The sequence below is a fragment of the Acidovorax kalamii genome (genome assembly GCF_002245625.1).
Taxonomy (GTDB): Bacteria; Pseudomonadota; Gammaproteobacteria; order Burkholderiales; family Burkholderiaceae_C; genus Acidovorax; species Acidovorax kalamii.
Map to the genome: position 1 here is coordinate 18,535 of NZ_NOIG01000005.1, position 25,489 is coordinate 44,023.

At 67.0% G+C, this 25,489-nt stretch carries 26 protein-coding genes; 9 read left to right on the plus strand and 17 right to left on the minus strand.

Going from position 1 to position 25,489, the window contains the following annotated elements:
• Nucleotides 1-61: 61 nt before the first annotated feature.
• The 4 genes from kynB to CBY09_RS07675 form a co-directional block, all read right to left on the minus strand.
• The gene (kynB, locus tag CBY09_RS07660; RefSeq protein WP_094288159.1) at nucleotides 62-715 is read right to left on the minus strand and encodes an arylformamidase; all 654 of its coding nucleotides are present in this window, start codon (nucleotides 713-715) and stop codon (nucleotides 62-64) included.
• A 123-nt stretch (nucleotides 716-838) separates the two neighbouring features.
• Entirely contained in the window at nucleotides 839-1,189 is a 351-nt protein-coding gene (locus CBY09_RS07665; RefSeq protein ID WP_094288161.1) for a YkgJ family cysteine cluster protein, read from the minus strand.
• Nucleotides 1,190-1,230: 41 nt separating this feature from the next.
• The gene (locus CBY09_RS07670; protein ID WP_094288163.1) at nucleotides 1,231-2,643 is read right to left on the minus strand and encodes a sensor histidine kinase; all 1,413 of its coding nucleotides are present in this window, start codon (nucleotides 2,641-2,643) and stop codon (nucleotides 1,231-1,233) included.
• A gap of 8 nt (nucleotides 2,644-2,651) precedes the next feature.
• Complete coding sequence (locus tag CBY09_RS07675; protein WP_094288165.1) at nucleotides 2,652-3,317, minus strand: response regulator transcription factor; 666 nt, start codon at nucleotides 3,315-3,317, stop codon at nucleotides 2,652-2,654.
• A gap of 164 nt (nucleotides 3,318-3,481) precedes the next feature.
• Between CBY09_RS07675 and CBY09_RS24220 the strand changes: the two genes are divergently transcribed.
• From CBY09_RS24220 to CBY09_RS07700, 5 genes are all read left to right on the plus strand, one after another.
• Entirely contained in the window at nucleotides 3,482-5,431 is a 1,950-nt protein-coding gene (locus CBY09_RS24220; RefSeq protein WP_165773880.1) for a S9 family peptidase, read from the plus strand.
• Nucleotides 5,432-5,662: 231 nt separating this feature from the next.
• The gene (locus tag CBY09_RS07685; RefSeq protein WP_133066251.1) at nucleotides 5,663-6,607 is read left to right on the plus strand and encodes a leucine-rich repeat domain-containing protein; all 945 of its coding nucleotides are present in this window, start codon (nucleotides 5,663-5,665) and stop codon (nucleotides 6,605-6,607) included.
• 264 nt (nucleotides 6,608-6,871) lie between these two features.
• Nucleotides 6,872-7,201, plus strand: coding sequence for a FeoA family protein (locus tag CBY09_RS07690; protein WP_094288576.1), 330 nt, complete (start codon nucleotides 6,872-6,874; stop codon nucleotides 7,199-7,201).
• Nucleotides 7,198-9,123 carry a ferrous iron transporter B gene (gene feoB / locus CBY09_RS07695; RefSeq protein ID WP_240515631.1) on the plus strand — a complete coding sequence of 642 codons (1,926 nt, stop codon included), beginning with the start codon at nucleotides 7,198-7,200 and terminating at the stop codon, nucleotides 9,121-9,123. Before CBY09_RS07690 ends, feoB begins: the two co-directional genes overlap by 4 nt.
• A gap of 14 nt (nucleotides 9,124-9,137) precedes the next feature.
• Nucleotides 9,138-9,380, plus strand: a complete 243-nt coding sequence (locus CBY09_RS07700; protein WP_094288171.1) for a hypothetical protein — start codon at nucleotides 9,138-9,140, stop codon at nucleotides 9,378-9,380.
• A 90-nt stretch (nucleotides 9,381-9,470) separates the two neighbouring features.
• On the opposite strand, the gene CBY09_RS07705 is transcribed toward CBY09_RS07700, so the two are convergent.
• The 3 genes from CBY09_RS07705 to CBY09_RS07715 are packed head-to-tail and all read right to left on the minus strand — an operon-like array spanning nucleotide 9,471 to nucleotide 12,302.
• Nucleotides 9,471-10,151, minus strand: a complete 681-nt coding sequence (locus CBY09_RS07705) for an HD domain-containing protein (protein ID WP_094288173.1) — start codon at nucleotides 10,149-10,151, stop codon at nucleotides 9,471-9,473.
• A 7-nt stretch (nucleotides 10,152-10,158) separates the two neighbouring features.
• Nucleotides 10,159-11,088: an ornithine carbamoyltransferase gene (gene argF / locus CBY09_RS07710; RefSeq protein ID WP_240515633.1), complete on the minus strand. Its 930-nt coding sequence runs from the start codon at nucleotides 11,086-11,088 to the stop codon at nucleotides 10,159-10,161.
• Between the two features lie 17 nt (nucleotides 11,089-11,105).
• Entirely contained in the window at nucleotides 11,106-12,302 is a 1,197-nt protein-coding gene (locus CBY09_RS07715; RefSeq protein WP_094288177.1) for an aspartate aminotransferase family protein, read from the minus strand.
• A gap of 240 nt (nucleotides 12,303-12,542) precedes the next feature.
• Between CBY09_RS07715 and CBY09_RS07720 the strand changes: the two genes are divergently transcribed.
• Nucleotides 12,543-12,866 carry a DUF3579 domain-containing protein gene (locus tag CBY09_RS07720; RefSeq protein ID WP_094288179.1) on the plus strand — a complete coding sequence of 108 codons (324 nt, stop codon included), beginning with the start codon at nucleotides 12,543-12,545 and terminating at the stop codon, nucleotides 12,864-12,866.
• A gap of 5 nt (nucleotides 12,867-12,871) precedes the next feature.
• Here the strand turns inward: CBY09_RS07720 and CBY09_RS07725 are convergent, their stop codons facing one another.
• Together CBY09_RS07725 and rpsT are read right to left on the minus strand one after the other, a co-directional pair.
• Complete coding sequence (locus tag CBY09_RS07725) at nucleotides 12,872-14,077, minus strand: AAA family ATPase (RefSeq protein ID WP_094288181.1); 1,206 nt, start codon at nucleotides 14,075-14,077, stop codon at nucleotides 12,872-12,874.
• Nucleotides 14,078-14,274: 197 nt separating this feature from the next.
• Nucleotides 14,275-14,577 carry a 30S ribosomal protein S20 gene (rpsT, locus tag CBY09_RS07730; protein ID WP_015015385.1) on the minus strand — a complete coding sequence of 101 codons (303 nt, stop codon included), beginning with the start codon at nucleotides 14,575-14,577 and terminating at the stop codon, nucleotides 14,275-14,277.
• 188 nt (nucleotides 14,578-14,765) lie between these two features.
• Here rpsT and murJ point away from each other — a divergent pair, with 188 nt between their 5' ends.
• Both murJ and CBY09_RS07740 read left to right on the plus strand, forming a co-directional pair.
• Nucleotides 14,766-16,325 (plus strand): murein biosynthesis integral membrane protein MurJ, encoded by a 1,560-nt coding sequence (gene murJ / locus CBY09_RS07735; RefSeq protein WP_094288183.1) that lies wholly within the window; start codon nucleotides 14,766-14,768, stop codon nucleotides 16,323-16,325.
• A 96-nt stretch (nucleotides 16,326-16,421) separates the two neighbouring features.
• Nucleotides 16,422-17,273, plus strand: a complete 852-nt coding sequence (locus tag CBY09_RS07740; RefSeq protein ID WP_094288185.1) for a SirB1 family protein — start codon at nucleotides 16,422-16,424, stop codon at nucleotides 17,271-17,273.
• Nucleotides 17,274-17,285: 12 nt separating this feature from the next.
• Here the strand turns inward: CBY09_RS07740 and CBY09_RS07745 are convergent, their stop codons facing one another.
• Complete coding sequence (locus CBY09_RS07745; RefSeq protein WP_094288187.1) at nucleotides 17,286-18,161, minus strand: ParB N-terminal domain-containing protein; 876 nt, start codon at nucleotides 18,159-18,161, stop codon at nucleotides 17,286-17,288.
• A 57-nt stretch (nucleotides 18,162-18,218) separates the two neighbouring features.
• Entirely contained in the window at nucleotides 18,219-19,250 is a 1,032-nt protein-coding gene (locus tag CBY09_RS07750; RefSeq protein ID WP_094288189.1) for a transporter, read from the minus strand.
• Nucleotides 19,251-19,417: 167 nt separating this feature from the next.
• Here CBY09_RS07750 and ppk2 point away from each other — a divergent pair, with 167 nt between their 5' ends.
• Entirely contained in the window at nucleotides 19,418-20,332 is a 915-nt protein-coding gene (ppk2, locus tag CBY09_RS07755; protein WP_094288191.1) for a polyphosphate kinase 2, read from the plus strand.
• Between the two features lie 54 nt (nucleotides 20,333-20,386).
• On the opposite strand, the gene CBY09_RS07760 is transcribed toward ppk2, so the two are convergent.
• From CBY09_RS07760 to CBY09_RS07785, 6 genes are all read right to left on the minus strand, one after another.
• A complete protein-coding gene (locus tag CBY09_RS07760; protein WP_094288193.1) occupies nucleotides 20,387-20,803 on the minus strand; it encodes a DNA-binding transcriptional response regulator in 417 nt (138 codons plus the stop codon).
• On the minus strand, nucleotides 20,800-21,306 hold the full coding sequence (locus tag CBY09_RS07765; protein WP_094288580.1) for a GAF domain-containing protein: 507 nt from the start codon (nucleotides 21,304-21,306) through the stop codon (nucleotides 20,800-20,802). The genes CBY09_RS07760 and CBY09_RS07765 overlap by 4 nt, the downstream gene beginning before the upstream one ends.
• 73 nt (nucleotides 21,307-21,379) lie before the next feature.
• Nucleotides 21,380-22,384 carry a GlxA family transcriptional regulator gene (locus CBY09_RS07770; protein ID WP_094288195.1) on the minus strand — a complete coding sequence of 335 codons (1,005 nt, stop codon included), beginning with the start codon at nucleotides 22,382-22,384 and terminating at the stop codon, nucleotides 21,380-21,382.
• A 48-nt stretch (nucleotides 22,385-22,432) separates the two neighbouring features.
• Nucleotides 22,433-23,047, minus strand: a complete 615-nt coding sequence (locus tag CBY09_RS07775) for a DJ-1/PfpI family protein (protein WP_094288582.1) — start codon at nucleotides 23,045-23,047, stop codon at nucleotides 22,433-22,435.
• 59 nt (nucleotides 23,048-23,106) lie between these two features.
• Complete coding sequence (locus CBY09_RS07780; RefSeq protein WP_094288197.1) at nucleotides 23,107-23,667, minus strand: cysteine hydrolase family protein; 561 nt, start codon at nucleotides 23,665-23,667, stop codon at nucleotides 23,107-23,109.
• A 172-nt stretch (nucleotides 23,668-23,839) separates the two neighbouring features.
• A complete protein-coding gene (locus CBY09_RS07785; RefSeq protein WP_240515634.1) occupies nucleotides 23,840-25,453 on the minus strand; it encodes a methyl-accepting chemotaxis protein in 1,614 nt (537 codons plus the stop codon).
• Nucleotides 25,454-25,489 lie beyond the last annotated feature (36 nt).

The following is a 25,489-nucleotide window of genomic DNA, read 5'->3' on the forward strand; positions in this document are numbered from 1 at the left end:
TAATAGCTACTAGCGCTTGATGGACGCTCGGTAGAGGCCAAAAAAGCTTGAAATTTTTGGGCTACAGCGCCCGCAGCACGGCGCGCACGGGGGATGCATCGGCCGTGGTCAACTTGAGCGGCAGGGCAATGAGTTCGTAGTCGCCCTCGGGCACGGCGTCGAGCACCAGGTTTTCGAGCACGCGCAGACCCCGGCGGCGAATGACCTGATGGCTGTCCAGGGTCTTGCTGTCGGCCGGGTCGATGCTGGCGGTGTCGATGCCCACCAGCAGCACGCCCAGGTCGGCCAGGCGTTCGATGGTGCCGGGCGCATAGGCGGCCAGTTGGGCATCCCAGCGGTCCACAGGCATGTGTTCGTAGGTGCGCACCAGCACGCGCTGGGGCAGGGGGCTGCTCACCGCGTGGGCGATGTGCTCCCAGGTGATGAGCGTGCCGCAGCCGATGGCGTGGATCACGCGGCAGGGGCCCAGAAAAGCATCGAGTGACACATCGCCAATGGTGGCGCCCTTTGCGTCGTAGTGCAGCGGCGCATCGGCATGCGCGCCCACATGGGGCGACATCGTGATCGCGCTCACGTTGACCGGGCAGCCGGGGCCGATGGTGGCGCACCACTGCTGGCTGTAGGCCGTGTCGCCGGGGAACACGGGGCTGCCCGCGTGCACGGGCGGCGAGATGTCCCAAAGCCGGCGGGCGGTGGGGGAGGAGGGCGTTGGCATGGGACAAAGTTTGCATGTCCCGAAAAACCCGTGGTGTCGGTTATTTCCAACACCTGGTCGATTTTTTGTTGAAGCCTAAACTACTTTGATGCGGCAGTAGCCCGGCTGCTGGAGGGTGTCACCTTACAAGCTGGTGCCTTCCGCCAGCGGCGCCAGCCCGTGCCGCGCACGCGCCTTGTGGCAGGCGTAGTCGCCTGCCGAGAACTCCCGGCAGGGCGCCGGGCGCAGTTCGTAGATGCTGCAGGCCACCTGCTGGCCCACCTGGCCGGTCAGCGCGGCGCAGCGGATGGGCACTTGCTCCGTGCCCCGCATGCGGCAGGTGCTGCCGTTCACATCCAGCGCCAGACCGTCGGGCACCGTGCCGCCCATCGCCTGCATCTCGTACACGGCAAAGTCCACGCGAAAGCTGGCGCAGCAGGCGCCGCAGCTCAGGCACGGGTGGGCGGAATCGGCGGTGGTGGCGGCTTCGGACATGCGGGACGGGCGGGATGGGCGCAGGGCCTGCGGCGGGGCCGTCAGGCGCTGTGGGGGAGGGGAATGCTAACGAAAAAACCCACGCCCCGGCCGTTCAGGCCCGCGCCGATCTGCACCTGCCCGCCCATGCGCAGCACCGCCTGCCGCACGATGGCCAGGCCCAGGCCCGAGCCGTTGGCGGCGTGGCCCGTGCCCCGGTAAAAGCGCTCAAACACCCGCTGCTGTTCGGTGGGCGGGATGCCCGGCCCGTCGTCCTGCACCGACAGCCGCAGCGCCGCGTCATCGCGCCGCAGCGTCACCGCCACGTTGCCGCCATGGGGCGTGTAGCGCAGCGCGTTGTCGATGAGGTTGTGGGCGATGGATTCGAACGCAGGCTGGTCCAGCCGCGCGGGCAAGGTGTCGGGTGCGTCCAACGACAGCTCGACCTGCCGCGCCATCGCATCTGGCACGGCCTGCGCCAACGCCCCGCGCAGCCACTGCGCTACGTCCAGGTCGCGCGGTGCGGGGCGTTGCGCGTCGTCCAGCGCAGCCAGGTCCAGCAGCTGCTGCGCCAGGTGCGAGGTGCGGGCGATGGCCTGCTCCAGGTGGGCCTGGGCCTGCGTGCGTTCCTCTTGGCTGGGCGAGCGGGCCATCACATGGGCCTGGGCGGTGATCACGGCCAGCGGTGTGCGGATCTCGTGCGCGGCGTCCTGCACAAAGGCGCGCTCGCGTTCCACCTTTTGCCTCAGTTGGGCGAAGAGGTGGTCCAGCGACTGCTCCAGCGGCTTGAGTTCGCGGTGGCGGGCGTTGAAGCCCACGGATTGCAGGTCGTCCTGCCCGCGCTGGGCGATGCGGCTGGCCAGTTGCTGCAGCGGCCGCAGGCCATGGCGCACCGACAGCCACACCGCCAGCAGCACAAAGGGCGACGCCAGCAGCAGGTAGGGCAGCAGCGCGCGGCCGTTGTACTGCAGGAAGTTGGAGTCGGTGCGCTTGGTCTCGAACACCCGCAGCACCCAGCGCGCATTGCGGCCGGTGTAGATGCGGAACGACCGGCCCTGCAATGCGGCTTCCTGGATGTATGGCTCGGCGTGGGGCGCGGCGGGCGGCAAGGCCGCGTTCTGCAGCCCCGGCGATGCAAATACGCGCTGGCCCGACGCCGCATCCAGCAGCTCGTGCATCTGCACCCCGGGCAGCAGCCCGATCTGGCGGCGGCGGATGTTGGTCCAGTGGTCGGTGGCCGCCACCGCCGTGGCGGCGTGCGCAGGATCGGTAACCTGGGCCAGCGAATCCAGCACCGCATCGCCGTACTTCATCAGGCCCGGGTCGCGGGTGATGGTGTGTTTGTAGTTGACGAAGTTGTAGCCCAGCAGCACTGCCCACACCACCACAAACGCCACCAGCACCGATGCCACGCTCCGGCGCATCAGCGTGGGCTCGGCCAGCCAGCCCCATGTGCTGCGCAACGCGTGTTTCATCGTCGTGGTCATGCTTGCAGCAAATAGCCCACACCGCGCACCGTGCGGATCAGCTCCGCCCCGATCTTGCGACGCAGGTTGGATACATGCACCTCGATGGCGGCAAAGTCCATGGGCTCGCCCAGCGGGTCCAGCCGCTGCGCCAGCACGCTTTTGGAGACCACCGCGCCCGGTTCGCGCGCCAGCTCCAGCAGCAGCTGGAACTCGCGCGGCGACACATCCAGCACTGTGCCGTTGCGCTGCACCGCATGGCGGCGCGGCTCAATCACCAGCTCGCCCAGCACCCAGCGCTCGCTGGCCTGGCGGGCGCTGCGGCGCAGCACGGCGCGGATGCGCGAGAGCAGCTCGGCCGTGGCAAAAGGCTTGACCACGAAGTCATCGGCCCCGCCATCCAGCCCGGCCAGCCGGTCTTCCACGGCCGAGCGCGCCGTGATCACGATGATGGGCACCTGCCCGCCTTGCCCACCCTGGTTGCGCCACCGCGCCAGCAGATCGAAGCCACTGCCGTCGGGCAAGGTCAGGTCGAGCAGCACACAGTCCACCATGGTCGCATCCACCGAGGCGGGCGCGTCCACCGCACGGCGCAGCCACTCGCTGGTCAGGCCCTCCACCTTCAGCGCGGACTGCAGAGCGCGGCCCAGGTCCAGGTCGTCTTCGATGAGCAGGATGTGCATGGGGTGGGATTGTGGCGGGAGCGGTGGCCCTTGCGTGGCGCGGCGGCAGGGGCCTTTGGCTGGCCTTAAGGCAAGGCTTTGCACAATGGCCGCATCCGGCGACTCAACACAGGAACACAGGGAGAGGGTGTATGGCGTATATGACAACAAACAATGCGAATGCGATGCGGCGATGGTGGGGCGGTGCAGCGCTCGCCGCAGTGCTGGCCCTGGCGGGCTGCGCCTCCGGACCCACGCACCCGTCGCTGGCCAATGCACAACTGCCCGAGCTGATCCCCGTGCGCGACTTTGTGACGAGCCGCCAGGCCACCGGGGGCTACCAGGTGTCGCCCGACGGGCAGCGCATTGCCTGGTTTGGTGTCGATGGCGTGGTGCCTGCGATCTGGGTGCGCTCCATCGACGGCAGCGATGCCAAGGCGTTCCGCATCCGTGCGCGCACCGTCCGGTTCAGTGCCGACAGCCGCTGGCTGGCCATTACGGCCGATCCGACCGGGGACGAAAACACGCGCATTCACGTGGGCCTGGCGAATGGGCCCGACACCGGGTTGCGCGAGCTGATGCCCGCGCAAAAGTCGGTGGCGCGCCTGGTGGATGGGGTGGACGGTAGCTCGGACTTCATAGTCACCTCCAACCAGCGCGACAAGAAAGTGTTTGACCTGTACCGCGTGAACCCGGCAGGTGGCGAGCCCGTGCTGCTGGCCACCAACCCGGGCAACGTCACCTGGTGGGGCGTGGACCGCACCGGGCAACTGCGTGCCCGTGCACAGGTGCAAGGCGACCAGGGCCTGCTGGAGCGCCCGGGCGCCGAACCCGGCCAGTGGGTGACCGCCGCGCAGTGGAGCCGCTGGGACACGCTGAATATCTTTGGCCTGCACGACGAGGGGCGCAAGGCCTGGGCGCTGTCCAACCGGGGGCGCGACAAACTGGCGCTGGTGCGGCTGGACCTGGCCACGGGCGCCGAAGAGCTGTTTTACGCATCCCCCGATGTGGACCTGGACAACGTGACCCTGAGCCGCCGCACACGCGAGCCGCTGGTGGCTTATTCGATGCCCGGGTATCCGGCCCGCCAGGTGTTCCATGCGGCGCTGGCCGCCCGGCTGGCGGCCCTGGCGGGCGACCAGCCTGCGGATGTGCGGGTGATGAGCGCCGACCAGTCCGACAGCGTGCTCACCGTGGCCGTGGGCACGGAGCGGGGTGCACGCACCTACTTGTTGCGCGACGGGCACGAGCCGCAGTTTCTGGGTGAAAGCCGGTTGAGCGTGATCGCCCATGCGCTGGTGCCCTCCGAGCCCATCACCTACACCGCGCGGGACGGCCTGCCCATCCATGGCTACCTCACGCTGCCGGTGGGCGTGCAGCGGCCGCAGGCGCTCCCGCTGGTGCTGCTGGTTCACGGCGGGCCCTGGGCGCGTGACCGCTGGGGTGAGGGCATCATGCGGCAGTTTCTGGCCAACCGGGGCTATGCCGTGCTGCAGGTCAACTACCGGGGCTCCAGCGGCTATGGCCGCGCACACATGGAAAAAGCACGGGGCGAGTTTGCAGGCCGCATGCACGACGACCTGGTGGACGGCGTGCGCTGGGCCGTAGAGCGCGGCGTGGCCGACCCCGGGCGTGTGGCGATCTACGGCGCCAGCTACGGCGGCTACTCTGCCCTGGTGGGTGCGACCTTTACCCCCGAGGTGTTTGCCTGCTCGGTGGGCATCGTGGGCGTGACCGACATCGCCCGCCTGCTGGAGGCCGCACCGCCCTACTGGGAGCTGGGCCTGCCCTGGTGGCACCGCTACGTGGGCGACCCCGCCGTGCCCGCCGACCGTGCGCGCATGGATGCCAAATCACCCCTGTACCGCGCCGAGCATGCGCAAAAGCCCATCCTCATCATGCATGGCGTGAACGATGTGCGCGTGAAGCTGGAGCAGTCCGAATGGATGGTGGCCGCCCTGCGCAAGGCGGGCAAAGAGGTGGACTACGTCACCTTCCAGGGCGACGGCCACGGCAACCAGCGCTGGCCCAACAACCTCACGATGTACCGCAAGACAGAGGACTTCCTCGCACGGTGCCTGGGCGGGCGCACCAGCGGGTTTGACTATTACCAGCTGGGGGCGTGGGCGTTTTGAATTGAAACCGGGATGGCTCGAAATGCGCCGTGGAAATGAAGTTGCAACTCACGTAGCAGCGCGGGGCTCCGATAGGGGCCCCATCTGAACTCTGGGGCTAGACTTCTGCTCTCGGCCACAAAAGCGGTTGCCTTGGCAGCACGAGCGATTGCCTAATGACGATGGCCCCTAGATCGGCAGCTGCGGTGGCGAAGGTCGAAACAACAAGACCAAAAGCCAGGGAGCACAGCGATGAATGATGAATGCCTGCCAGGTCGCTCGCAAGAAGTAGACACCGTCATCGGAGGTCAGTTGCTGGAGCGCACCCTCTACGTAGATGCAACCGAAGCCCGCGCTTGCGCGGCACTCTGGAAGTCCGGCCGGTATACCCAACTTGGGCTTTCCGAGGCGCAGAACCCGAATCTGGCCGAGGTGTCGTGCCTCGAGGCGTTTGAAGGCGTGGGCAAGTTGCACCTCATGCTGAATCGGAAAGTGGATCTCGCGCCGCTGCAGCAGCATGCGGGCGACTTGAGAGCCTATTACTGCAATGACGACCTTAACCCGCTGGTGGACTGCGAACGATTCGTGGCGCTCGAGTCCTTGGGCCAGGCCTGGGCCCCCAGCATCCGTTTCGCGCAGACCTACCCGTGCCTGACCCGTTTGAGCTTGACCGGAGCGGCTCCCACGACGGGAGATCTGGGCTTCCTGCGCATGGCCCCGCAACTTCGCGAGCTCAACCTGTTCCGCTCGAAGGTCCGCTCATTGGATGGCTTGGCCGCCTGCCCGCACCTTTCCGCGCTCTCCCTTGTACAACCTCGGGGTTTGCAAGATACGGCGTACCTGGGCCGGTGTGGGGGATTGGTGGAGTTGACCCTGGAGGGCGCTCGCCATATCGAAGGTCTGGCCGATCAGCTTAAGCACCTCGGGATGCTGAAGAAATTGGTCCTCACCGCATCGGCGCCCTTGCCGTCGCTTGGGTTCCTGCGCAATCTGGAGCGGCTGGACTGGTTCGATTTCTCGAATACAGATGTGCTAGATGGGGACCTGCAGCCTCTGATTGAACATCCCTCGCTCAATTTCATTCTGTTCACTGCCAAGAAGCATTTCAGTCACACCGCAACGCAAGTGAAGAAGTCGAGGGGGCGCGCTGAGGCACACACAGGCCATACATGTGAAAACGCGAAGATCGCAATTTGATCGACTGCCCGCTTTTATTTGGTTTAGGGCTGTGGGATACCTGCGCGACGGAACCCCGTGCGACGTTCGTCCTCGACATGAGGGCAGGTGTTGCATAAGTCAATACAAAATTTGCCCCATACAACTGACTTGGGCCGCGCACAGCCCCTGAACTGGGTTTGCTCTGGATCAGACTTAGCAGCCTTGCCCTCAGCAGCAGGGCGGTGATATTGATAAAATTGAGAATCAATATCATTCACAACAAGGCATTCCCCCATGAAAGCCATGGACCATGGCGCGGCTGCGCTGCTGCATCAGCGTGCCGGGTACTCTGCATCCACCGGCCTGGACGCGCTGCCCCTGCGTGCCCAGGCGCTGGTGACCGGGCTGCTGCCCGCCCGCGATGCGCAGGAGCACAGCGTTTTGTTGCGCCTGCTGGAAATCGGTTTTCTGCCTGGTGAAACCGTGCGCGTGGTGGCACGTGGCGGGGTGGGGGGCGACCCCATCGCAGTGCGCGTGGGGCAGGTCACGTTTGCGCTGCGCAGGCAAGAGGCGTCCATGGTGCAGGTGCAGCGGCTGGATGCCGCCGGGCAGGCACTGGAGGAGGCGGCATGAACGCGCCCACGGCAGCGTCCATGCCCTCGGCTGATGCCCCCTTGCGCATTGCGTTGCTGGGCAACCCCAACTGCGGCAAGACCGCGCTGTTCAACCTGCTCACCGGTGCGCGCCAGAAGGTGGCCAACTACGCGGGCGTGACGGTGGAGCGCAAGGAGGGCCTGCTGCAGACTGCTGCGGGCCGCAGCGTGCGGGTGCTGGACCTGCCCGGCGCCTACAGCCTGCATGCGCACAGCCTGGACGAGGCCATCACACGCGACATCGTGCGCGGGCGGCGCGCGGGTGAGCCGGTGCCTGACGTGCTGGTGTGCGTGACCGATGCCACCCACCTGCGCCTGAACCTGCGCCTGGTGCTGGAGGCGCGCGCGCTGGGCCTGCCCATGGTGCTGGTGCTCAACATGATGGACGTGGCCGAGCGCCAGGGCATCGCCATCGACCGCGAGGCACTGTCGCGTGAGCTGGGCATGCCGGTGCTGGCCACCGTGGGCGTGCGCGGCAACGGCGCCCAGGAGCTGGTGCAGTGGTTGGATGGCGCCAACCTGCAGCAACTGCAGCGCCCCGTGGTGGCGCCCGATGCGGCAGCGCGCCTGGACGCGAGCGACCTGGAGGCGCAAAACGACGTCATCCGCACCCACCAGGAGGTGCGGCGCATTCTGGAGCTGGCGGTGCGCGTGCCCATGGTGAGCCTGCGCACCGATGACCGCATCGACGCGGTGGTGCTGCACCCGGTGTGGGGTCTGCTGGTGCTGGCGGCCACGCTGTTCCTGATGTTCCAGGCGGTGTTCAGCTGGGCCGAGCTACCCAAGTCGTGGATCGAGGACGGAATGGCCTGGCTGGCGGCACTTATCAACACCCACATGGCCGATGGCCCCCTGCGCAGCCTGCTGACCGATGGGGTGCTGGCGGGCGCGGGCGGGGTGCTGGTGTTTTTGCCGCAGATTTTGTTTCTGTTCCTGTTCATCCTGGCGCTCGAAGACTCGGGCTATCTGCCGCGCGCGGCGTTCTTGCTGAACCGCGTGATGGGCACGGTGGGCCTGTCGGGCCGCTCGTTCATCCCGCTGTTGTCGAGCTTTGCCTGTGCCGTGCCGGGGGTGATGGCCACACGCTCCATCACCCATTGGCGCGACCGGCTGGTGACCATCATGATCGCCCCGCTCATGACCTGCTCGGCGCGCCTGCCGGTGTATGCGCTGCTGATTGCGGCCTTCATTCCCGAGCGCACGGTGGCGGGGGTGTTCAACCTGCAGGGTGTGGTGCTGTTTGCGCTGTATGTGGCGGGCATCGTCAGCGCCATGGCCGTGGCGGCGGTGGCCAAGCTGGCCCGCAGTGACACGCGGCCCACGCCGCTGATGATGGAGCTGCCCGCCTACCGCTGGCCCAGCGTGCGGGGCCTGGCGTTTGGCCTGTACGAGCGGGCGATGATTTTCATCAAGCGCGTGGGCGGCATCATTTTGGCCGTCACCGTGCTGCTGTGGTTTTTGTCCACCTACCCCGGCGCACCGGACGGCGCCACCCAGGCGGCCATCACCTACAGCTATGCGGGCCAGCTGGGCCGCTGGCTGGAGGTGATCGTGGCGCCCATCGGCTTTAACTGGCAGATCGCCATCGCCCTGGTGCCCGGCATGGCGGCGCGCGAGGTGGCGGTGAGTGCATTGGGCACGGTGTACGCGCTGTCTGCCACGGGCGACGAGGTGGCGAGCCAGCTGGGGTCGCTGATTGCGGGGTCGTGGTCACTGGCCACGGCGCTGTCGCTGATGGCCTGGTATGTGTTTGCGCCCCAGTGCATCTCCACCATCGCCGCCGTGCGGCGCGAGACCAACGGCTGGCGCTACCCGCTGCTCATGGTGGGGTACCTGTTTGCCATGGCGTACGCCGCCAGTTTTGTGACTTACCGCGTGGCGCTGGCGCTGGGCGGCGGCTGAAGGGAAAGGTGCTTATGGCCCAGCAACTCATTGTTGGTTTGATCGTCGCCGCTGCAGCGCTCTATGTGCTGTGGCGTTATCTGCCCGCCCGCTGGCGGCAAGGGTTGGGCAAGGTCCACCCGGGGCTGGCTCAGGCGCCCGGCTGTGGCGGGGGCGATGATGGTGAGTGCCGCAGTTGCGGCACCTGCGGGGTGGCGCCCGGGGCAGGTGCCGAAAAGCCGATGGCCATGCCAGCACCGCGCAGGCCCGTGGTGTAGAGTTTGCTATATATTTAATAGCTATTCGCGCTTTGTGGGTGCGCGGTAAGGCCTGTTTTTCTTCATAAAAGCCCGCGCCTTTGTGGCCTGCTACTGGTACAGCCTGCCTTCGCCCAGCGCGTGCAGCGCCTGCTGCAGATTGGTGCGTGCCTGCGCCTCGTAGCGCTGTGCAAAGTAGCCCGTGCCGTAGATCTGCGGGCGGTCCAGAAAGCCCTGAAGCACGGCGCTGCGCCCCGCCACATAGCGCGGCCAGCGCACAAAGAAATATTCGCGCCGCACATTGCGCTCGAACTGGCGGTACACCGCATCGCTTTGGCCGAGGACGGCCAGGTCGATGTCCACCACCCACAATGCATCGCCCGTGAGCGGGCCCGGGGTATGGCGGGTGTCCATCACATGCTGGTGCACGGCCTCGGCCAATTCCGTGGGTAGCCCCTGGCTCAGGAGAAACTGGCGCGCCCACTCGGCGCTGCGCGCCTCGTTGTGCCCGCTCCACGGCCAGTAGATGGCGTCGTGGTACCACAGGGCCAAGGCGACGGCATGGGGGTTGTGGAGTGCGCCGGGTTGCTGATCCAGCACCGCCTGCATGTGCCGCAGGCAGGCCCGCAGGTGCGTGGTGTCGTGGTAGGCCCGGGGCCAGCGGGCCCAGCTGCGCAGCAGGCGCCGGCCCTCGGCGCGCCAGGCGGGGGTGTCCCGGCCCAGCGCCTGGCCCAGTGCGTTCCAGTGGGCTCGCAGTTCGGCGCTGTGCGCGGGCTGGCGGCGCCAGGGCATGGGGCTGTCAGGCCAGCTTGCCCAGAAGCAGATATTCCATCAGTGCTTTTTGTACGTGCATGCGGTTCTCTGCCTCATCCCACACCACGGACTGCGGCCCGTCGATCACGTCGGCCTCGACCTCTTCGCCCCGGTGCGCGGGCAGGCAGTGCATGAAGAGGGCGTCGGGCTGGGCTGCGGCCATCATTTCGGTGTCCACGCACCAGTCGGCAAAAGCCTTCTTGCGCGCTTCGTTCTCGGCTTCGTAGCCCATGCTGGTCCACACGTCGGTGGTGACCAGGTCGGCGCCTCGGCAGGCTTCCATGGGGTTGCTAAAGAATTGATAGCTGTCGGCGCTGATCCCGTGGGCGCCAGCGGCCAATTTTTCATCAATTTCATAGCCACGGGGTGTGCTCACATGCACCTTGAAGCCCAGCAGCGATGCTGCCTGCACCCAGGTGTTGGCCATGTTGTTGCCGTCGCCCACCCAGGCCACCGTCTTGCCAGCGATGGAGCCCCGGTGCTCGGTGTAGGTGAAGATGTCCGCCAGGATCTGGCAGGGGTGGTACTCGTTGGTCAGGCCGTTGATCACCGGCACGCGCGAGTTGGCAGCAAAACGCTCGATCTTGCTTTGCTCGTAGGTGCGGATCATCACCAGGTCGGTCATGCGGCTGATGACCTTGGCGCTGTCTTCAATCGGCTCGGCGCGGCCCAGCTGGCTGTCACCCGTGGTCAGGTGCACCACGCTGCCGCCCAGCTGGTACATGCCTGCCTCAAAGCTCACGCGCGTGCGGGTGCTGGCCTTCTCGAAGATCATGGCCAGCGTGCGGTCCACCAGCGGGTGGTGCTTTTCGTAGGCCTTGAACTTCTTCTTGATGAGCGCGGCGCGCTCGAACAGGTAGGTGTATTCGTCGGCGGTGAGGTCGGTGAACTGCAGGTAATGTTTCAGCGTCGTCATGACAATCTTGCTTTGCTTCATTCAGCCAGGATGGCTTTGACCAGCGGGGCCAGCTTGGCGACGATTTCGTCGGCCTCGGCCGTGGTCAGGATCAGCGGAGGCACCAGGCGGATCACGCTGTCGGCCGTGACCGACAGCAAGAGGCCCGCTTCGGCTGCGCGGCCAATCAGGGCGCCGCAGGGCTTGTTCAGTTCGATGCCCAGCATCAGGCCCTGGCCCCGGATCTCCTTCACGCCCGGCAGGTTGCCCAGCTCGCGCGTCAGGGCGGCCCGCAGGTGGTCACCCACCTGGGCCGCATTGTGCAGCAGACCGTCTTCTTCCATGATGCGGATGGTTTCGACCCCGGCGCGCATGGCCAGCGGGTTGCCGCCAAAGGTGGTGCCATGGTTGCCGGGCTGCAGCACGCTGGCGGCCTTGGGGCCCGCCACCACCGCGCCAATCGGCACGCCCGAGCCCAGGCCCTTGGCCAGGGGCATCACGTCGGGCACGATACCCGCCCACTGGTGGGCAAACCACTTGCCGGTGCGGCCCATGCCGCACTGCACTTCATCGATCATCATGAGCCAGCCGCGCTCGTCGCACAGCTTGCGCAGCTGCTGCAGGTATTCGATGCGCATGGCGTTGATGCCGCCTTCGCCCTGGATGGTTTCGAAGAACACGGCGACCACGTTGGGGTTGCCTTCGGTCGCCTGCTTGATGGCTTCGATGTCGTTCATCGGGACGCGCACAAAGCCCTCGACCAGCGGGCCAAAGCCGCTGTGGATCTTGGGGTTGCCGGTGGCCGACATGGTGGCGATGGAGCGGCCGTGGAAGGCCTTTTCATAGACCACGATCTCGGGTTTGGCGATGCCTTTGTCCACGCCGAACTTGCGGGCGATCTTCAGGGCCGCCTCGTTGGCCTCCAGGCCCGAGTTGCAGAAGAACACGTTCTGCATGCCCGACAGCTCCACCAGCTTGGCGGCCAGTTGCTCCTGGCCGGGCACGTGGTAGTAGTTGGAGGTGTGGATCAGCTTGGCGATCTGGTCCTGCAGCGCGGGCACGAACTTGGGGTGGTTGTGGCCCAGCGTGTTCACGGCGATGCCGCCCAGGCCGTCCAGGTATTCCTTGCCGTTCACATCCCACACACGGCAGCCCTGGCCACGCTCCAGCGCGATTGGCACGCGGCCGTAGGTGTTCATCACGTGGGGCGAAGCGGCTTCGATGAAAGCGGTCATGCGGGAATCTCCAGACGGTACGGTGGCAAAAAACGAAGCACGATTCTAGGGCGCGCACTGTGATCGTCTGTTGACGATTGCGCATTACTGCAATGAAGGCTGTTACCAGGGATTTGCGCCAGATTCCCGGTGCTGGCGATGGATTAGAGGGGCAGCTCTTATATAAGAGTTAGAATACGCGTTGCGGTGCAGCATGCAGTGATCCTGTGTCTGGCGCGCTCACTACCACTCCAATCCCCGATGGTTTCCCCCTCCTCCAAAGAAGTCTTCATCCAGGGCATCACCCATGACGGGAAAACCTTTCGGCCCAGCGACTGGGCCGAGCGGCTGGCCGGGGTGATGAGCAGCTTCCGCCCCGGTGGAGCCCGGCCCGGCAGCCACCTGAGCTACTCGCCCTGGTGCATTCCCACCACGCTCAATGGCGTGAAATGTGTGGTGGTGCATCGCGACCTGCAGGGGCATGAACCCATGGCCTGGGATTTCGTGATCAACTTCGCCCGCGACAACAACCTGCAGGTGGCCGAGGCCTGCCTGCTGCCCGACCCGCCCGCCGCCAAGGGCTGAGGCGCTCAGTTTCCTTTGCCTGCACCCAGCCGGGGCGCATCGCCAGCGGGGCTCGCGCGCAGCAGCTGGTCGGCCTGCAGCCGGTTCATCCAGGCTTTTTCCACAAACGGGTCCGTCACGCCGTAGTGCCCGTGTTTCACGCGCATGAGCAGGTTGGCCGAGGTCATCGCGCCGATGATGCCCTGCACCTCCTGGGCCGTCACCTCGCGGCCGATCTGCGCCGCATAGGCCTTGAGCGCCTCGCCGGTGAACACGCCCTTCACGTCGCCGCCGATGCTGCAGATGCGTGAGAACACGGCCTCGGCCAGCGGGCCCATGGCCTCCACCTTTTGCAGTTCCACATCGGCCGCCGCAGCGCCCAAAGACTGCGCGATGGTGGGCAGGTGTTCGTCGGGCAGGGCGTCCGGCGGCAGGCTGCGCAACACGTTGAGCGCCTTCATCAGCTCCTCAGGCCGGCTGCCCATGCTGCGAAAAGCGGCTTCGGTGACTTCCGCCGAAGGCAGCATGGCACCCAGCTGGGGGCCGACCTGCGTCAGCACGTAGTCGATGAAATCCCGCCCCAGCACCGGAAATTCGTTGGTCACCGCGCCGTTGAAGGCCTGGTTGCCCTTGAGCGTGAGTTCCTGCACGCGCGCACGGTGCGAGCCGGTGCCGATGAAGAGGAAGTGCCCCGGCGTGCCCGGGCGGGTGTTGATGGCGTCGCGCGCCGCCTTCAGCGCATGCAGCAGGTGGTCGCCATCGGCGCTGCCCAGCGCATGCTGCACCTCGTCCACGATGAGCACCACATCGGTCTGGGCCTGGTCGATCAGCTCCTGGAACGCCTGGGCCAGGCTCACGCCGTCGTCCTTGCCCACATCGGCGAGCTTGAAGCCGAACTTGAAACCCGCTGCGCCCGCTTCGAGGTTGGTGACTTCCTTGAGCCGTTTGAGGAGGCCTGAGCCAGGCAGCTGCAGCTCCTTGAGCGTCTTGCGGATGGCCTCGTGCACCAGATCGGCCGGGTTGGCCTGCGGCTGGCTCCACAGGTCCACATAGACCACGATGGCGCCCAGGGCCTCCAGGGCGGGGATGAGGTCGGTGGCCAGGAAGGTGGTCTTGCCCACGCGCCGCTGGCCCGACAGGAACAGGCCGGAGCGCAGCGAGGTGTCCAGGAACGAGGGCCTGAGCAGCTGATGGGCCATCTGCTCGGCAAGAGCGGTGCGGCGGAAGGTCATGGTTTATTGGATTTTATGGGATTCCAATAATTATGCTGATTCAATAATTTAAGGTAAAGCGTGCTGTGCGAGGCCCGGAAACGAAAAAACCGCCCGAAGGCGGTTTGTTCGTCTTTTTGCTGGCAGCGCACCCGTTACAAACGGCGAACGGCGGGGCCGTCCGGGCTGTTGGCCTGCCGGAGCAGGCGGTGAGTTTTTTAAGCGGCTGCGGGTGCCAGGGCTTTCACCTTGGCAGACAGACGGCTCTTGTCGCGAGCAGCCTTGTTCTTGTGGAAGATGCCCTTGTCGGCCACGGTGTCCACCACGGCTTGCATCTTGGCGAACAGTTCGGTCGCCTTGGTCTTGTCGCCAGCCAGAACAGCCTTCTCGACGTTCTTGACAGCGGTACGGTACTTGGAGCGCAGCGAGGTGTTCGCGGCGTTGATCTTGACGTCCTGACGGACGCGCTTACGGCCCGAAGCGAGGCGGGGGTTCTTCTTTTTTGGTTTAGCGGATGCCATGATGAATATTCCTTGGGTCTGTGGATGTTGCCAGCAAAGCCCGCGATTATAGCCCAGAGAGGGATTTTTGCCACTACCTTGCCGGAAGCCGGTGCGGCGGCGGCGCCAGGGTGCCATGGGGCCGGGCTTGGCCGGGCCACCGGGCGCGCCATCCGGCTGGGGGATCATCCAGGGCTACACTTCTTGCGGTGTCGTTATTCAAAGCCGCCTCCACCGTCTCCCTGCTGACCCTCGCCTCCCGCATCACCGGGCTGGTGCGCGAGTTGCTCATGGCCTCCGTCTTCGGGGTCAGCGCCATGACGGACGCCTTCAACGTGGCGTTCCGCATTCCCAACCTGTTCCGCCGCGTGCTGGGCGAAGGGGCTTTCAGCCAGGCTTTTGTGCCGGTGCTGGCCGCCACCCGCGCTCAGGAGGGCGACGACGGTGCCCGGGCACTGATTGACCATGTGGGCACGCTGCTGGCCTGGACGCTGGTGCTGCTGTGCATCGCCGGGGTGCTGGGCGCGCCGTGGATGGTGTGGGCCATGGCCAGCGGGCTGCAGCCCCAGGGGTTTGATGCCGCCGTCACCATGACGCGCTGGATGTTCCCCTACATCGGCTTCATGTCGCTGGTCGCGCTGGCCGGGGGCATTCTCAATACCTGGAAGAAGTTTGCGGTGCCCGCCGCGTCGCCGGTGCTGCTCAACATCGCGCTCATTCTGTCCATCACGCTGGGCGCGCCCTTGTTTGCACGCCATGGCATCGAGCCCATCTATGCCCAGGCGGCCGGGGTGATGCTGGGCGGCCTGCTGCAACTGGGCATCCAGGTGCCCGCGCTGCTGCGTCTGGGGCTGCTGCCGCGCATCGGTGTGCGCTGGGCGGCCATCCGCACCGCCTGGGCCGACCCCACCACCCGCAAGGTGGCGCGCCTGATGCTGCCCGCGTTGCTGGGCGTGAGCGTGGCGCAGATCTCGCTGCTCATCAACACGCAGATTGCCTCGCACCTGGCCACGGGCAGCGTGAGCTGGATCACCTATGCCGACCGCCTGATGGAGCTGCCCACCGCCTTGCTGGGCGTGGCGCTGGGCGTGGTGTTGATGCCGCAGCTGGCCAGCGCCCGCGCCAAGCAGGACGATGAACGCTACTCGGCCATGCTCGACTGGGGGCTGCGCCTGGTCGTGCTGCTGTCGGTGCCCTGCATGGTGGCCTTGCTGGTGTTCTCCGAGCCGCTGGTGGCGGTGCTGTACCACTACGGCGCGTTCGGCGACGAAGACGTGCGCAAGACCACGCTGGCGCTCACGGGCTATGGTGCGGGCTTGGTGGGCATCGTGGCCATCAAGGTGCTGGCGCCGGGTTTTTATGCCAAGCACGACATGCGCACGCCCATGCTGATTGCCGTGGCGGTGCTGGTGCTCACGCAGCTGATGAACCTTGTGCTCGTGCCCTACCTGCAGCATGCGGCCTTGACGCTGACCATCGGCATCGGAGCGCTCATCAACGCCACCTGGCTGCTGGTGGGGCTGCTGCGGCGCGGCAGCTACAAGCCCCTGCCGGGCTGGGGCAGGTTTGCCCTGCAGGTGATTGCCGCGAGCGCCCTGCTGGCCGTGCTGCTGGTGTGGGGCGCGCAGTATTTCGACTGGGTGGAGATGCGCGGCAAATCCTGGCAGCGCATCGGCCTGCTGGCCGCGCTGATGGTGGCGGCTGCCGTGCTGTACTTTGGTGCGCTGTGGGCGGCGGGCCTCAAGCTGCGCCAGATGCTGCGGCGCTGAAACACCATGGCATGTCCCTCCGAAGGCCACAAATGCCCTGTCAAGACGGGTTTTCTGTCGATTGACGCTGACCGGCGTGACGCTTAAAAATTCACCATGTCCCTGAGCTATTCCGTGCCCACCTCGCTGGAGTACTTTGCATCGCTGGTGCACAGCGATGAGCATTTTCCGCTGCTGGAGGCCGCCGCCAGCCTGGCCCAGGACGAATACCCCGAATTCGACGTGCAGCAACTGCTGGGCGACATGGACCAGCTGCTTGCGCGCATCCAGCGCCGCCTGCCGGCCGATGCCCCTGCGCTGCAGCGCCTGCGCACGCTCAACCAGTTCTTTTTTGCCGACCTGGGCTTTGGCGGCAACATCAACAACTACTACGACCCCGAAAACAGCTACCTCAACGCGGTGCTGCGCACGCGCCGGGGCATTCCCATCAGCCTGGCCGTGCTCTGGATGGAGCTGGCCCAGGGCCTGGGCCTGCATGCGCGGGGCATCGCGTTCCCCGGGCACTTCATGGTCAAGGTGCTGCTGCCCAAGGGGCAGGTGGTGATGGACCCGATCTCGGGCCAGTCATTGAGCCGCGAGGAACTGGCCGAGCGGCTGGAGCCCTACAAGCGCCGCAATGGCCTGGTGGACGACTACGACGTGCCGCTGGGCCTGTACCTGCAGGCCGCCACGCCGCGCGACATCATTGCGCGCATGCTGCGCAACCTGAAGGAAGTGCACCGCACCCAGCAGGACTGGCAGCGCCTGATTGCCGTGCTGGACCGGCTCATCGTGCTGCTGCCCGAGGCCTGGGGCGAGCGGCGCGACCGGGGGCTGGCCCATGCCGAGAGGGGCAACACGGCCGACGCGGTGACCGACCTGGAGGCCTACCTGACCCACGCGGAAGATGGGCTCGACATCGACCTGATCGCCGACCGGCTGAGCGCGCTGCGCAACGCCAGCGGTTGATCTTCAGAATCTTCAGAACGGCGCGCTGCCCTCCGGCAGCGCCGCCTGCAATTGCGCCACCTGCCTGCGCAGCTCGGCATTCTCTGCGGTGAGTTCGGCTACGCGGCTGCGCAGGGTGCGCAGCTCGTCGGCGCCGCCCTCCGCACCCTCGGCACCTGCTGCGGCTTCCACTGCCGGTTTTTCTTCCGACGGCGCTTCGTCGCGCGGCTTGCGCTTGTTCAGTTCGCGCACGCGCTTGGCGGCCTGTTTGAGTTCGTCCTTGCCCGCCACGACGGCTGCCACCTGCTCCTCGGCGGGCAGGGTGGCAACAGCCGCAGCGGCGTTGATGGAGATAGTGCCGGACTTCACGGCGGCCACCAGCTCGGGCGCGGCCTGCTTCTGGATCTTCTCGATCATCACCACCTGGCTGCTGCTCAGGCGCGCTGCCTTGGCAATGGCCTCGCGGCTGCTCAACGGATCGGGTGCGGGCAGGGCGGCAACGGCCTCGGGGGCGGCCGCTGGCAAGTCGGTCATGGCGGCGGCCGTTGCTTCTGCGGGCTCGGCGGCGGTGCTGGCCCGCGCCTTGCGGTCCGCAATGATCTCGCGCTTGCGCAGTGCCAGCACGCCGCGCTGGAAGTCCGACACGCTGCGGCGACCCAGGTGCTGGTCGATCATCCACAGGTGCACGTCTTCCATCGACTTGAAGCGCGGGTTCTGCACGGTCTGGAACGGCAGACCATGTTTCTGGCAGATGCCGTAGCGGTTGTGGCCGTCCACCAGTACATCGCCCCACAGCACCAGCGCGTCGCGGCAGCCCTCGGTCAGGATGCTGCGCTCCAGCGCATCGTGTTCGTCGGGGGTCAGGGGTTCGATGTAGGCTTTGAGTTCTTCGTTGACGACGATGTTCATGGCAGGGGAGGCAATCGGGAGCGGGGAAGGGGCGCGATTGTAGGGCCCCCGCCAGGGCTAGCGCTCCCGCGTGTCCCGCAGCGCCAGCCAGCCCGCCACCGCCGTGAACGCCACCACCACAGCCACGATGATCCAGAAGCCCTGGGGGTCGTCCGACAGCGGCACGCCCCCCACGTTCATGCCAAACAGACCCGCCAGGATGTTGATGGGCAGGGCCAGCACGGTGACCACCGTCAGTACGAACAGGCTGCGGCTGTTGGCCTCTTGCACGCTGGCGGCGATCTCTTCCTGCAGCAGCTTGATGCGCTCTTGCAGTCCCTGCATGTCGCGCAGCACCACCGAGAACTCTTCGGTGGAGTCGCGCAGCTCCTGCGCGTCGTCGGCGCCCATCCACGCGGGCGGGTGCTGCAGCAGGCGGAACAGCGCTGCGGGCTCGGGCGCCAGCAGCCGCTGCAGCCGCACCAGCAGGCGCCGCAGTACGCCCAGCCGCGCGCGTTTGTGGTCCAGGCGGCCCGCCAGCAGCGCGTCTTCCACGTCGTCGATGCGCTGGGTCACGCCGCGCACGATGTCCACCAGGCCCGAGGCCTGCGTGCGCATCAGTTCGGCCAGCAGGGCCACGCTGGAGCAGGGCGCGTTGCCGCTGCGCACCGCCGTGCGCAATGCGTCCACCGAGCGCAGCGGGCGGGTGCGTCCCGTCACCATCAGGTGCGGTGCCACGCTGGTCCACAGAGTGGCGATGTCCGAGGGTTCGAACGCAAAGTCAAAGTGCGCGTCGTTGAGCACGGCAATCAGCGTGTCGTCGTCGCGCTCGATGCGGGTGGAGACGGAGCGGTCCTTGAGCGCATCAAAAAACGCCTCGGGCAGGTCGGCGTGCCGCTCCATCCAGCGCATGGCCTGGGCGTGGCTCAGGTTGAAGTGCAGCCACAGGAACTGCCCCTGCAGCGCTGCGCCCCCGGCCTGAAGGCCCGCCAGCCACTGCGCCGCCTGGGCCGAGTAGATTTCTCGCGGCGCGGCGTCGGCGCCCAGCAGGTAGCCGCAGATCAGCCCGGCGGAGTCGCCCCCGTAGTTCAGGCTGGCGCTTGGGGGCAAGGCGGTGGTGGGAGGGGGAGGGAGGTCAACAGGCGGCACGGGCCTGCATCGTGGCTTGTGGGCATGACAACGCTGTGACAGATCGCGCCGCTGTCACGAAATTTTCACGGCACTGTCACCGCAGCGCGCCACCATGGCGCATCTTTTGCCCTGCCGGATGGCTCCCCATGTTCTACAACAACGCCCTTGACTCCCAGGAGCTGATGCAGCGCATCGCCAATGACCTGATCGACAGCTACGACGAGGAGCTGGAGCTGGAGATCGAAGACCGCGAGGTGGACGACATTGGCGCCCCCACCGCCGCCGACAAGCTCGCACGCCAGCAGTATTTCAAGGAGCTGTTTCGCCTGCAGGGCGAGCTGGTCAAGCTGCAGGACTGGGTGCAGCACAGCCGCGAGAAGGTGGTGATCCTGTTCGAGGGGCGCGATGCGGCGGGCAAGGGCGGCGTGATCAAGCGCATCACCCAGCGTCTGAACCCGCGTGTGGCCCGCGTGGCGGCCTTGCCCGCACCCAACGACCGCGAGCGCACGCAGTGGTACTTCCAGCGCTATGTGGCGCACCTGCCTGCGGCGGGCGAGATCGTGCTGTTTGACCGTAGCTGGTACAACCGCGCGGGCGTCGAACGGGTGATGGGTTTTTGCAGCGACGACGAGTACGAGGAGTTCTTCCGCACCGTGCCCGAGTTTGAAAAGATGCTGGTGCGCTCGGGCATCCGGCTCGTCAAATACTGGTTCTCCATCACTGACGAAGAGCAGCATCTGCGCTTCCTCGGCCGCATCCACGACCCCCTCAAGCAGTGGAAACTCAGCCCCATGGACCTGGAAAGCCGCGTGCGCTGGGAGGCCTACACAAAGGCCAAGGAGACCATGCTGGAGCGCACTCACATCCCCGAGGCGCCCTGGTGGGTGGTGCAGGCGGTGGACAAGAAAAAGGCGCGCCTGAACTGCATTGCCCACCTGCTGGCCCAAATGCCCTACCAGGAGGTGCCACACCCCGCCGTGGTGCTGCCCGACCGTGTGCGCAACCCCGAGTACCTGCGCCAGCCCGTGCCAGCGTCGATGTATGTGCCCGAGGTGTACTGAAGAATTGCTATTAATTAGATAGCTGTAAAGGCAATACTGGAGGGCGCAGGTGGCCTAAAAAGCCTGAAGTCTGGAGGCCTGCATGGGGTCCTGCAGCATCTGGATCGTCGAGATCACGTCCCGCACCTTGAAGGGCTTGAGCAGCACACGCCGCACCTGCAGCGCCTTCATCTTCACGGCCGTGGAGGCATCGACCTGGGCCGTGGTCACGGCCACGGGCACCTGCGCATCAACGGCAAAGCGGGCGTCGCGCACCTGCTCCAGCAGCGCCACGGCAGCCTGTGCTTCTTCCAGCGAGACGATCACCCCCAGAAACGCCTGGGCTGCCAGGTGTTGCTGCGCGGTGCGCACGCTGCTGACCTGGCGTACTGCAGGCAGGTTCAGCTGCCGCGCGGTGGACACGATGATGCTGGCCGTGAGCGAGCTGGGCTCCACCAGCAGAATGGGCGGTGGGGTGGAGGCGGGGCTCATGCGGCGGGCTCCTCGCTGGCACGGCGCACCAGTTCTTCCACCGCCAGGTCGCGCAGCGACGCCAGGATGGCCAGGTCAATGGCGTCGAGCTGGCGCGGCGTGCGGTCAATAAGGCACAGCGTGCCGATGTTCTGGCCGCCCGGCATCTTGAGCGGCGCTCCGGCATAGAACAGGATGTGCGGGTCGCCGGTCACCAGCGGGTTGTCAGCAAACCGCTCGTCCTGCGCCGCATCGGGCACCACCATGGTGTCGTCGTGCAGGATGGCATGGCCACAGAACGAGATGCCGCGCGCCGTCTCGCACACGTCCAGCCCATGGCGCGACTTGAACCATTGCCGCTGCTCGTCAATGAGCGACAGCAGCACGATGGGCATGTCGAACTCTTGCGCGGCAAAGGCCGTGAGCCGGTCGAAACGCTCTTCAGGAGGGGTGTCGAGGATCAGCAACTGGCGCAGGGCCTGCAGGCGGTCGTCCTCGTGGGCGGGGCGCGGTGGCTCTTTCATGGCGGTGTGGGGGCAGTCGCGATGGGCGCCCATTATGGGCCGCGAAGGCCGTCCCCACAGCCCGGGGATCGGCTCAATGGGTGTGGCCCGGGCTCGCCCCCTGGGACGGCGTGCCCCCGCGCCCGAACTGGTGCCAGGCGCGGCGCAACTGGGTGTCGGAGCTGAAGCCCGCCATCAGCGCCGCCTGTGTCACGTTCTGGCCCGAGCGCAGCGCGGCCTCGGCCGTGGCCAGGCGGATGCGGCGCAGGTACTGCAGCGGGGCAATGCCCGCATGCTCCAGAAACAGCCGGGTGAGGTGGCGTGGCGAGGTGTGCGCCACCTCGGCCATCTGGGGCACGCTCCAGTCGGCCTGGGGCTGCTGGCCCACCGCGTCCTGCACGCGGTGCAGGGCGGGGTGCAGGTGATTGCGGTGGTGCAGGAAGGGCGAAAACTCCGGGTCGTTCGGCCCCCGGCGCAGGGCCACCACCATGGCCTGTGCCACCTGGGCCGCCAGTGCAGGGCCGCAGGTGTCCGAGATGCGGTGCAGCAGCAGGTCGATGCCCGTGGTCACGCCCGCGCTGCTGTAGACGGCGCCGTCGGCCACAAACACGCGGTTGGCGACCACATCGCAGCGTGGGTCCACGGCGGCCAGCTCATCCAGGTGCAGGTGGTGCGTGGTGGCGCGGCGGCCCGTGAGCAGGCCGGCGTGGGCGGCCAGCACCGAACCGGCGCACACGGTGACCAGCTCCAGCTGCCCCGCCACCGGCCGCAGCCCGCGCAGCCAGTGCAGCAGCGCACGCGCCTCGTCGCCCGCTACGTCGATGTGTTTGCCCGCCAGCCCCACCAGCACCACCCAGGCGGGCGTGGGCAGGGTGGCGGGCAGGGGCTCCAGCCCCGTCAGCACCGCGCCCACCGAGGTCACGGACTGCGGCGTAGGGCTCACGAAATGCTGCACAAACCGCTCGGGCTGGCCCCGGCCCACCAGCGCCTGGTTGGCGATGCGCAGCGCCTCGGCCGGGCCGGCCCAGTCCAGCACCAGGCTGCCCGGCAGCAGGGCGAAGTACACGTGGATGGGGGAAGAAGGTGGTGTGTCCTGCATCGAAGGTTCTTGCAAACGGGGCGGTCTCAGAGCCTGTTCAAAGGCGTTTCATGGCGCCGTGTTCCACGGGGTGTCCATCTGGCGGGCGGTGCGCTGCGAGAGTGCTGCGCCTGCCAGCCGGGTGACCAGGTGCAGGCTCATGTCGATGCCCGCGCTGATGCCCGCCGATGTGACCAGGGCACCCCGGTCCACCCAGCGCACATTCTCCTGTACCTCCAGCGCCGGAAACTGCGCGCGCAGGTCGGCAATGTCCTCCCAGTGTGTGGTGGCCGGACCTTCGGTGAGCACGCCGGCCGCAGCAAGGATGAAGGCGCCCGTGCAGACCGAGGCCGTGATCTGCGCGCGGCCCGCTGCCTGGGCCACCCAGGCGCGGGTGGCGGGGCAGGCAGCAGCGGCATCGACCACACCGCCGGGCACGATGAGCACATCGGGCGCGGTGGCGCTCACAAAGTCTGCATCGGGCAGCACGCGCAGGCCCGCCCGGGCGCGCACCGGGGCCAGGCTGCGGGCCACGCACTGCACGGCAAACGGCGCGGGGGCGCCGGGGTGCTGGCGCTGGTGCATGCGGCTGGCGGTGGTGAAGACCTCGTAGGGCCCGCCCAGGTCCAGGGCCTCCACGTCGTCGAACACCAGGATGGCGACCTGCAAGGGCTGCTTGCTCACTGGTGTACCTCCGGCTTCGCCTGCGGTGCGAGCTTGCTTGGGGCGGCCCGGCGCGGCGCTCATGCGGCCGCCCGGTCCAGCGCCTGCTGCACGGTGCACAGCGTGGCAAAGCGGCCCTGCAGCACGGTGGCGGTGCGGGTCTTGATGTCGGCCGCCGCCAGCACCTGGCCATCCGGCTGCACCATGTCCCAGGTCAGGGTGGCATCGGTCACGTAGTCCACGGCCCAGCCCAGGTCGGACGCGTGGCGTGTGGTGGTCTCGCAGCACTGTTCGGTGCGGATGCCGCTGATGATGAGGCGCTGGATGCCATGGCGTGTGAGCCACACGTCCAGGCCCGTGCCCACCAGCGCGCTGTGGCGCGACTTGGTGAAGGTGGCGGCCGCGTCGAAGCTGGCCAGGCCCTCCAGGGCGCGCACCTGGCCGGCTGCCTGCGAGAACGGGTTCTCGGCCACCTCGGGGCCCTCGCTGTGGAATACCCGCACCACCGGGATGCCCTGGGCGACACTGCCCGCGATCAGGGCGTTCTGGGCCTGCAGGTAGGCGGGCAGGTCCTTCTCCGTGAAGAACGGGCGGTGGCGGAAGGATTCCTGGACATCAATCACAATCAGACAGGTTTTCATGCGGAAATCTCTGGAGAGGGGTGTTTGGAAGCCCCTATCCTCGCGCCGAAGGCCCTTGTTGTCCGATGCTTGTGGGACAGACTTCGATCAATTTAGGCCATTTTTTCTGGTCCTGTTCTGGTTGCGGTCTGCGCAGGCACCCCGTCCTTTCGCCCTTCCTCTTGCAGTCCCGTCAGCGCAGCTGGCGCGGCGCCGCAGCCGCAGGCAGGACCGCCGGGGCGCCGTCTGGCCCGGCCCCGTGTCCACCTTCGTGCAGCCGGAAGGCCGCCACCACCTGGTTCAGCTCGTGCGCCTGCTGCTGCAGCGCGGCGGCTGCGGCGGTGGCCTGCTCCACCAGGGCAGCGTTTTGCTGGGTGCCCTGGTCCATCTGGGCAACGGCTTCGTTGATCTGCTCGATGCCGTCGGTCTGCTCGCGGCTGGCCTGGCTGATCTCCTCGATCACGGCCGACACGCGCTGCACGCTGGTCACCACCTCCTGCATGGTGCTGCCCGCCTGCTGGGCCAGTTCGGCGCCCGCCTTCACCTGCTCGGCGGAGTTGCCGATCAGCGCCTTGATCTCCTTGGCGGCGGCGGATGAGCGCTGGGCCAGGCTGCGCACCTCGCTGGCCACCACGGCAAAGCCCCGGCCCTGTTCGCCTGCGCGCGCGGCCTCCACAGCCGCGTTCAGCGCGAGGATGTTGGTCTGGAACGCAATGCCTTCGATCACCCCGGTGATGTCGGACACCTTGCGCGAGGACGCATCGATGGAGCCCATGGTCTGCACCACCTGCTCGACCACCGCGCCGCCCTTGCGCGCCACCTCGGAGGCCGACTGCGCCAGGGCACTGGCCTGGCGGGCGTTGTCGGCGTTCTGCTTCACGTTGGAGGTCATCTCCTCCATCGAGGCAGCGGTCTGCTCCAGCGCGCTCGCCTGGGATTCGGTGCGTGCCGACAGGTCGTGGTTGCCCGCTGCAATCTGCTGCGAAGCGCTGGCGATGTGTTCGGTGCCGTTGCGCACCTTCTGCACGATGCGGTGCAGGTTGTCCTGCATGGCCTGCATGTCCCGCATCAGGCTGGAGTGGTCGCCCGCGCGTGTGGCCACGGCCACCGACAGGTTGCCTTCGGAGATGCTGCGGGCAATGCTGCGCGCGTAGTCGGGCTCGCCACCCAGCTGCCGGATCAGGTTGCGTGCGATCAGGGTGCCGATGACCAGCAGGGCCGCGCCCAGCAGCAGCGCCAGCAGGCCAAAGCGGGTGGCGCGCTGCCAGATGGCGGTGTCCACGGTGTCGATGTACACCCCCGAGCCAATGACCCAGCCCCAGGGCGCGAAACCCTTCACGTAGGAGGTTTTTTCGACCGGCGTGTCGCTGCCCGCCTTGGGCCAGAGGTAGGGCACATACCCCGCGCCGCTGGCCTGCACGGTGCGCACAAACTCCACAAACAGCTGCTTGCCGTTCGGGTCCTTGTTGGCGGTGAGGTCCTGCCCATTGAGTTCGGGGCGGATGGGGTGCATCACCATGCGTGGATGCATGTCGTTGATCCACACATATTCGTTGCCGCTGTAGCGCACAGCCTGGATGGCCGCCGCCGCGCGCTTGCGTGCCTCGTCCTCGGGCATGCCGCCCTTGGTGCTGAGGTCATGGAAATGGGCGGCAATGCCATGCGCCGACTCCACCACCTGGCGTACACCGGTCTGGCGCTCTTCCAGGATCAGCTGGCGTTCGGACACCAGGAACCAGGTGGTCAACACGATGATGCCGAGAACAGCGCTCAGCACCAACAGGGCCAGCTTGCGTGCGGTGGTCATGGGGCCTCCTGATACGGAATGGAGGGCGCGTGCTGC

What these genes read in the sequence shown, in the direction of transcription:
- kynB (WP_094288159.1), bottom strand. Translation starts at nt 715, where the DNA reads ATGCCAACGCCCTCCTCCCCCACCGCCCGCCGGCTTTGGGACATCTCG.
- CBY09_RS07665 (WP_094288161.1), bottom strand. Translation starts at nt 1,189, where the DNA reads ATGTCCGAAGCCGCCACCACCGCCGATTCCGCCCACCCGTGCCTGAGC.
- CBY09_RS07670 (WP_094288163.1), bottom strand. Translation starts at nt 2,643, where the DNA reads ATGAAACACGCGTTGCGCAGCACATGGGGCTGGCTGGCCGAGCCCACG.
- CBY09_RS07675 (WP_094288165.1), bottom strand. Translation starts at nt 3,317, where the DNA reads ATGCACATCCTGCTCATCGAAGACGACCTGGACCTGGGCCGCGCTCTG.
- CBY09_RS24220 (WP_165773880.1), top strand. Translation starts at nt 3,482, where the DNA reads ATGCGGCGATGGTGGGGCGGTGCAGCGCTCGCCGCAGTGCTGGCCCTG.
- CBY09_RS07685 (WP_133066251.1), top strand. Translation starts at nt 5,663, where the DNA reads ATGAATGATGAATGCCTGCCAGGTCGCTCGCAAGAAGTAGACACCGTC.
- CBY09_RS07690 (WP_094288576.1), top strand. Translation starts at nt 6,872, where the DNA reads ATGGACCATGGCGCGGCTGCGCTGCTGCATCAGCGTGCCGGGTACTCT.
- feoB (WP_240515631.1), top strand. Translation starts at nt 7,198, where the DNA reads ATGAACGCGCCCACGGCAGCGTCCATGCCCTCGGCTGATGCCCCCTTG.
- CBY09_RS07700 (WP_094288171.1), top strand. Translation starts at nt 9,138, where the DNA reads ATGGCCCAGCAACTCATTGTTGGTTTGATCGTCGCCGCTGCAGCGCTC.
- CBY09_RS07705 (WP_094288173.1), bottom strand. Translation starts at nt 10,151, where the DNA reads ATGCCCTGGCGCCGCCAGCCCGCGCACAGCGCCGAACTGCGAGCCCAC.
- argF (WP_240515633.1), bottom strand. Translation starts at nt 11,088, where the DNA reads ATGACGACGCTGAAACATTACCTGCAGTTCACCGACCTCACCGCCGAC.
- CBY09_RS07715 (WP_094288177.1), bottom strand. Translation starts at nt 12,302, where the DNA reads ATGACCGCTTTCATCGAAGCCGCTTCGCCCCACGTGATGAACACCTAC.
- CBY09_RS07720 (WP_094288179.1), top strand. Translation starts at nt 12,543, where the DNA reads ATGGTTTCCCCCTCCTCCAAAGAAGTCTTCATCCAGGGCATCACCCAT.
- CBY09_RS07725 (WP_094288181.1), bottom strand. Translation starts at nt 14,077, where the DNA reads ATGACCTTCCGCCGCACCGCTCTTGCCGAGCAGATGGCCCATCAGCTG.
- rpsT (WP_015015385.1), bottom strand. Translation starts at nt 14,577, where the DNA reads ATGGCATCCGCTAAACCAAAAAAGAAGAACCCCCGCCTCGCTTCGGGC.
- CBY09_RS07740 (WP_094288185.1), top strand. Translation starts at nt 16,422, where the DNA reads ATGTCCCTGAGCTATTCCGTGCCCACCTCGCTGGAGTACTTTGCATCG.
- CBY09_RS07745 (WP_094288187.1), bottom strand. Translation starts at nt 18,161, where the DNA reads ATGAACATCGTCGTCAACGAAGAACTCAAAGCCTACATCGAACCCCTG.
- ppk2 (WP_094288191.1), top strand. Translation starts at nt 19,418, where the DNA reads ATGTTCTACAACAACGCCCTTGACTCCCAGGAGCTGATGCAGCGCATC.
- CBY09_RS07760 (WP_094288193.1), bottom strand. Translation starts at nt 20,803, where the DNA reads ATGAGCCCCGCCTCCACCCCACCGCCCATTCTGCTGGTGGAGCCCAGC.
- CBY09_RS07765 (WP_094288580.1), bottom strand. Translation starts at nt 21,306, where the DNA reads ATGAAAGAGCCACCGCGCCCCGCCCACGAGGACGACCGCCTGCAGGCC.
- CBY09_RS07770 (WP_094288195.1), bottom strand. Translation starts at nt 22,384, where the DNA reads ATGCAGGACACACCACCTTCTTCCCCCATCCACGTGTACTTCGCCCTG.
- CBY09_RS07780 (WP_094288197.1), bottom strand. Translation starts at nt 23,667, where the DNA reads ATGAAAACCTGTCTGATTGTGATTGATGTCCAGGAATCCTTCCGCCAC.
- CBY09_RS07785 (WP_240515634.1), bottom strand. Translation starts at nt 25,453, where the DNA reads ATGACCACCGCACGCAAGCTGGCCCTGTTGGTGCTGAGCGCTGTTCTC.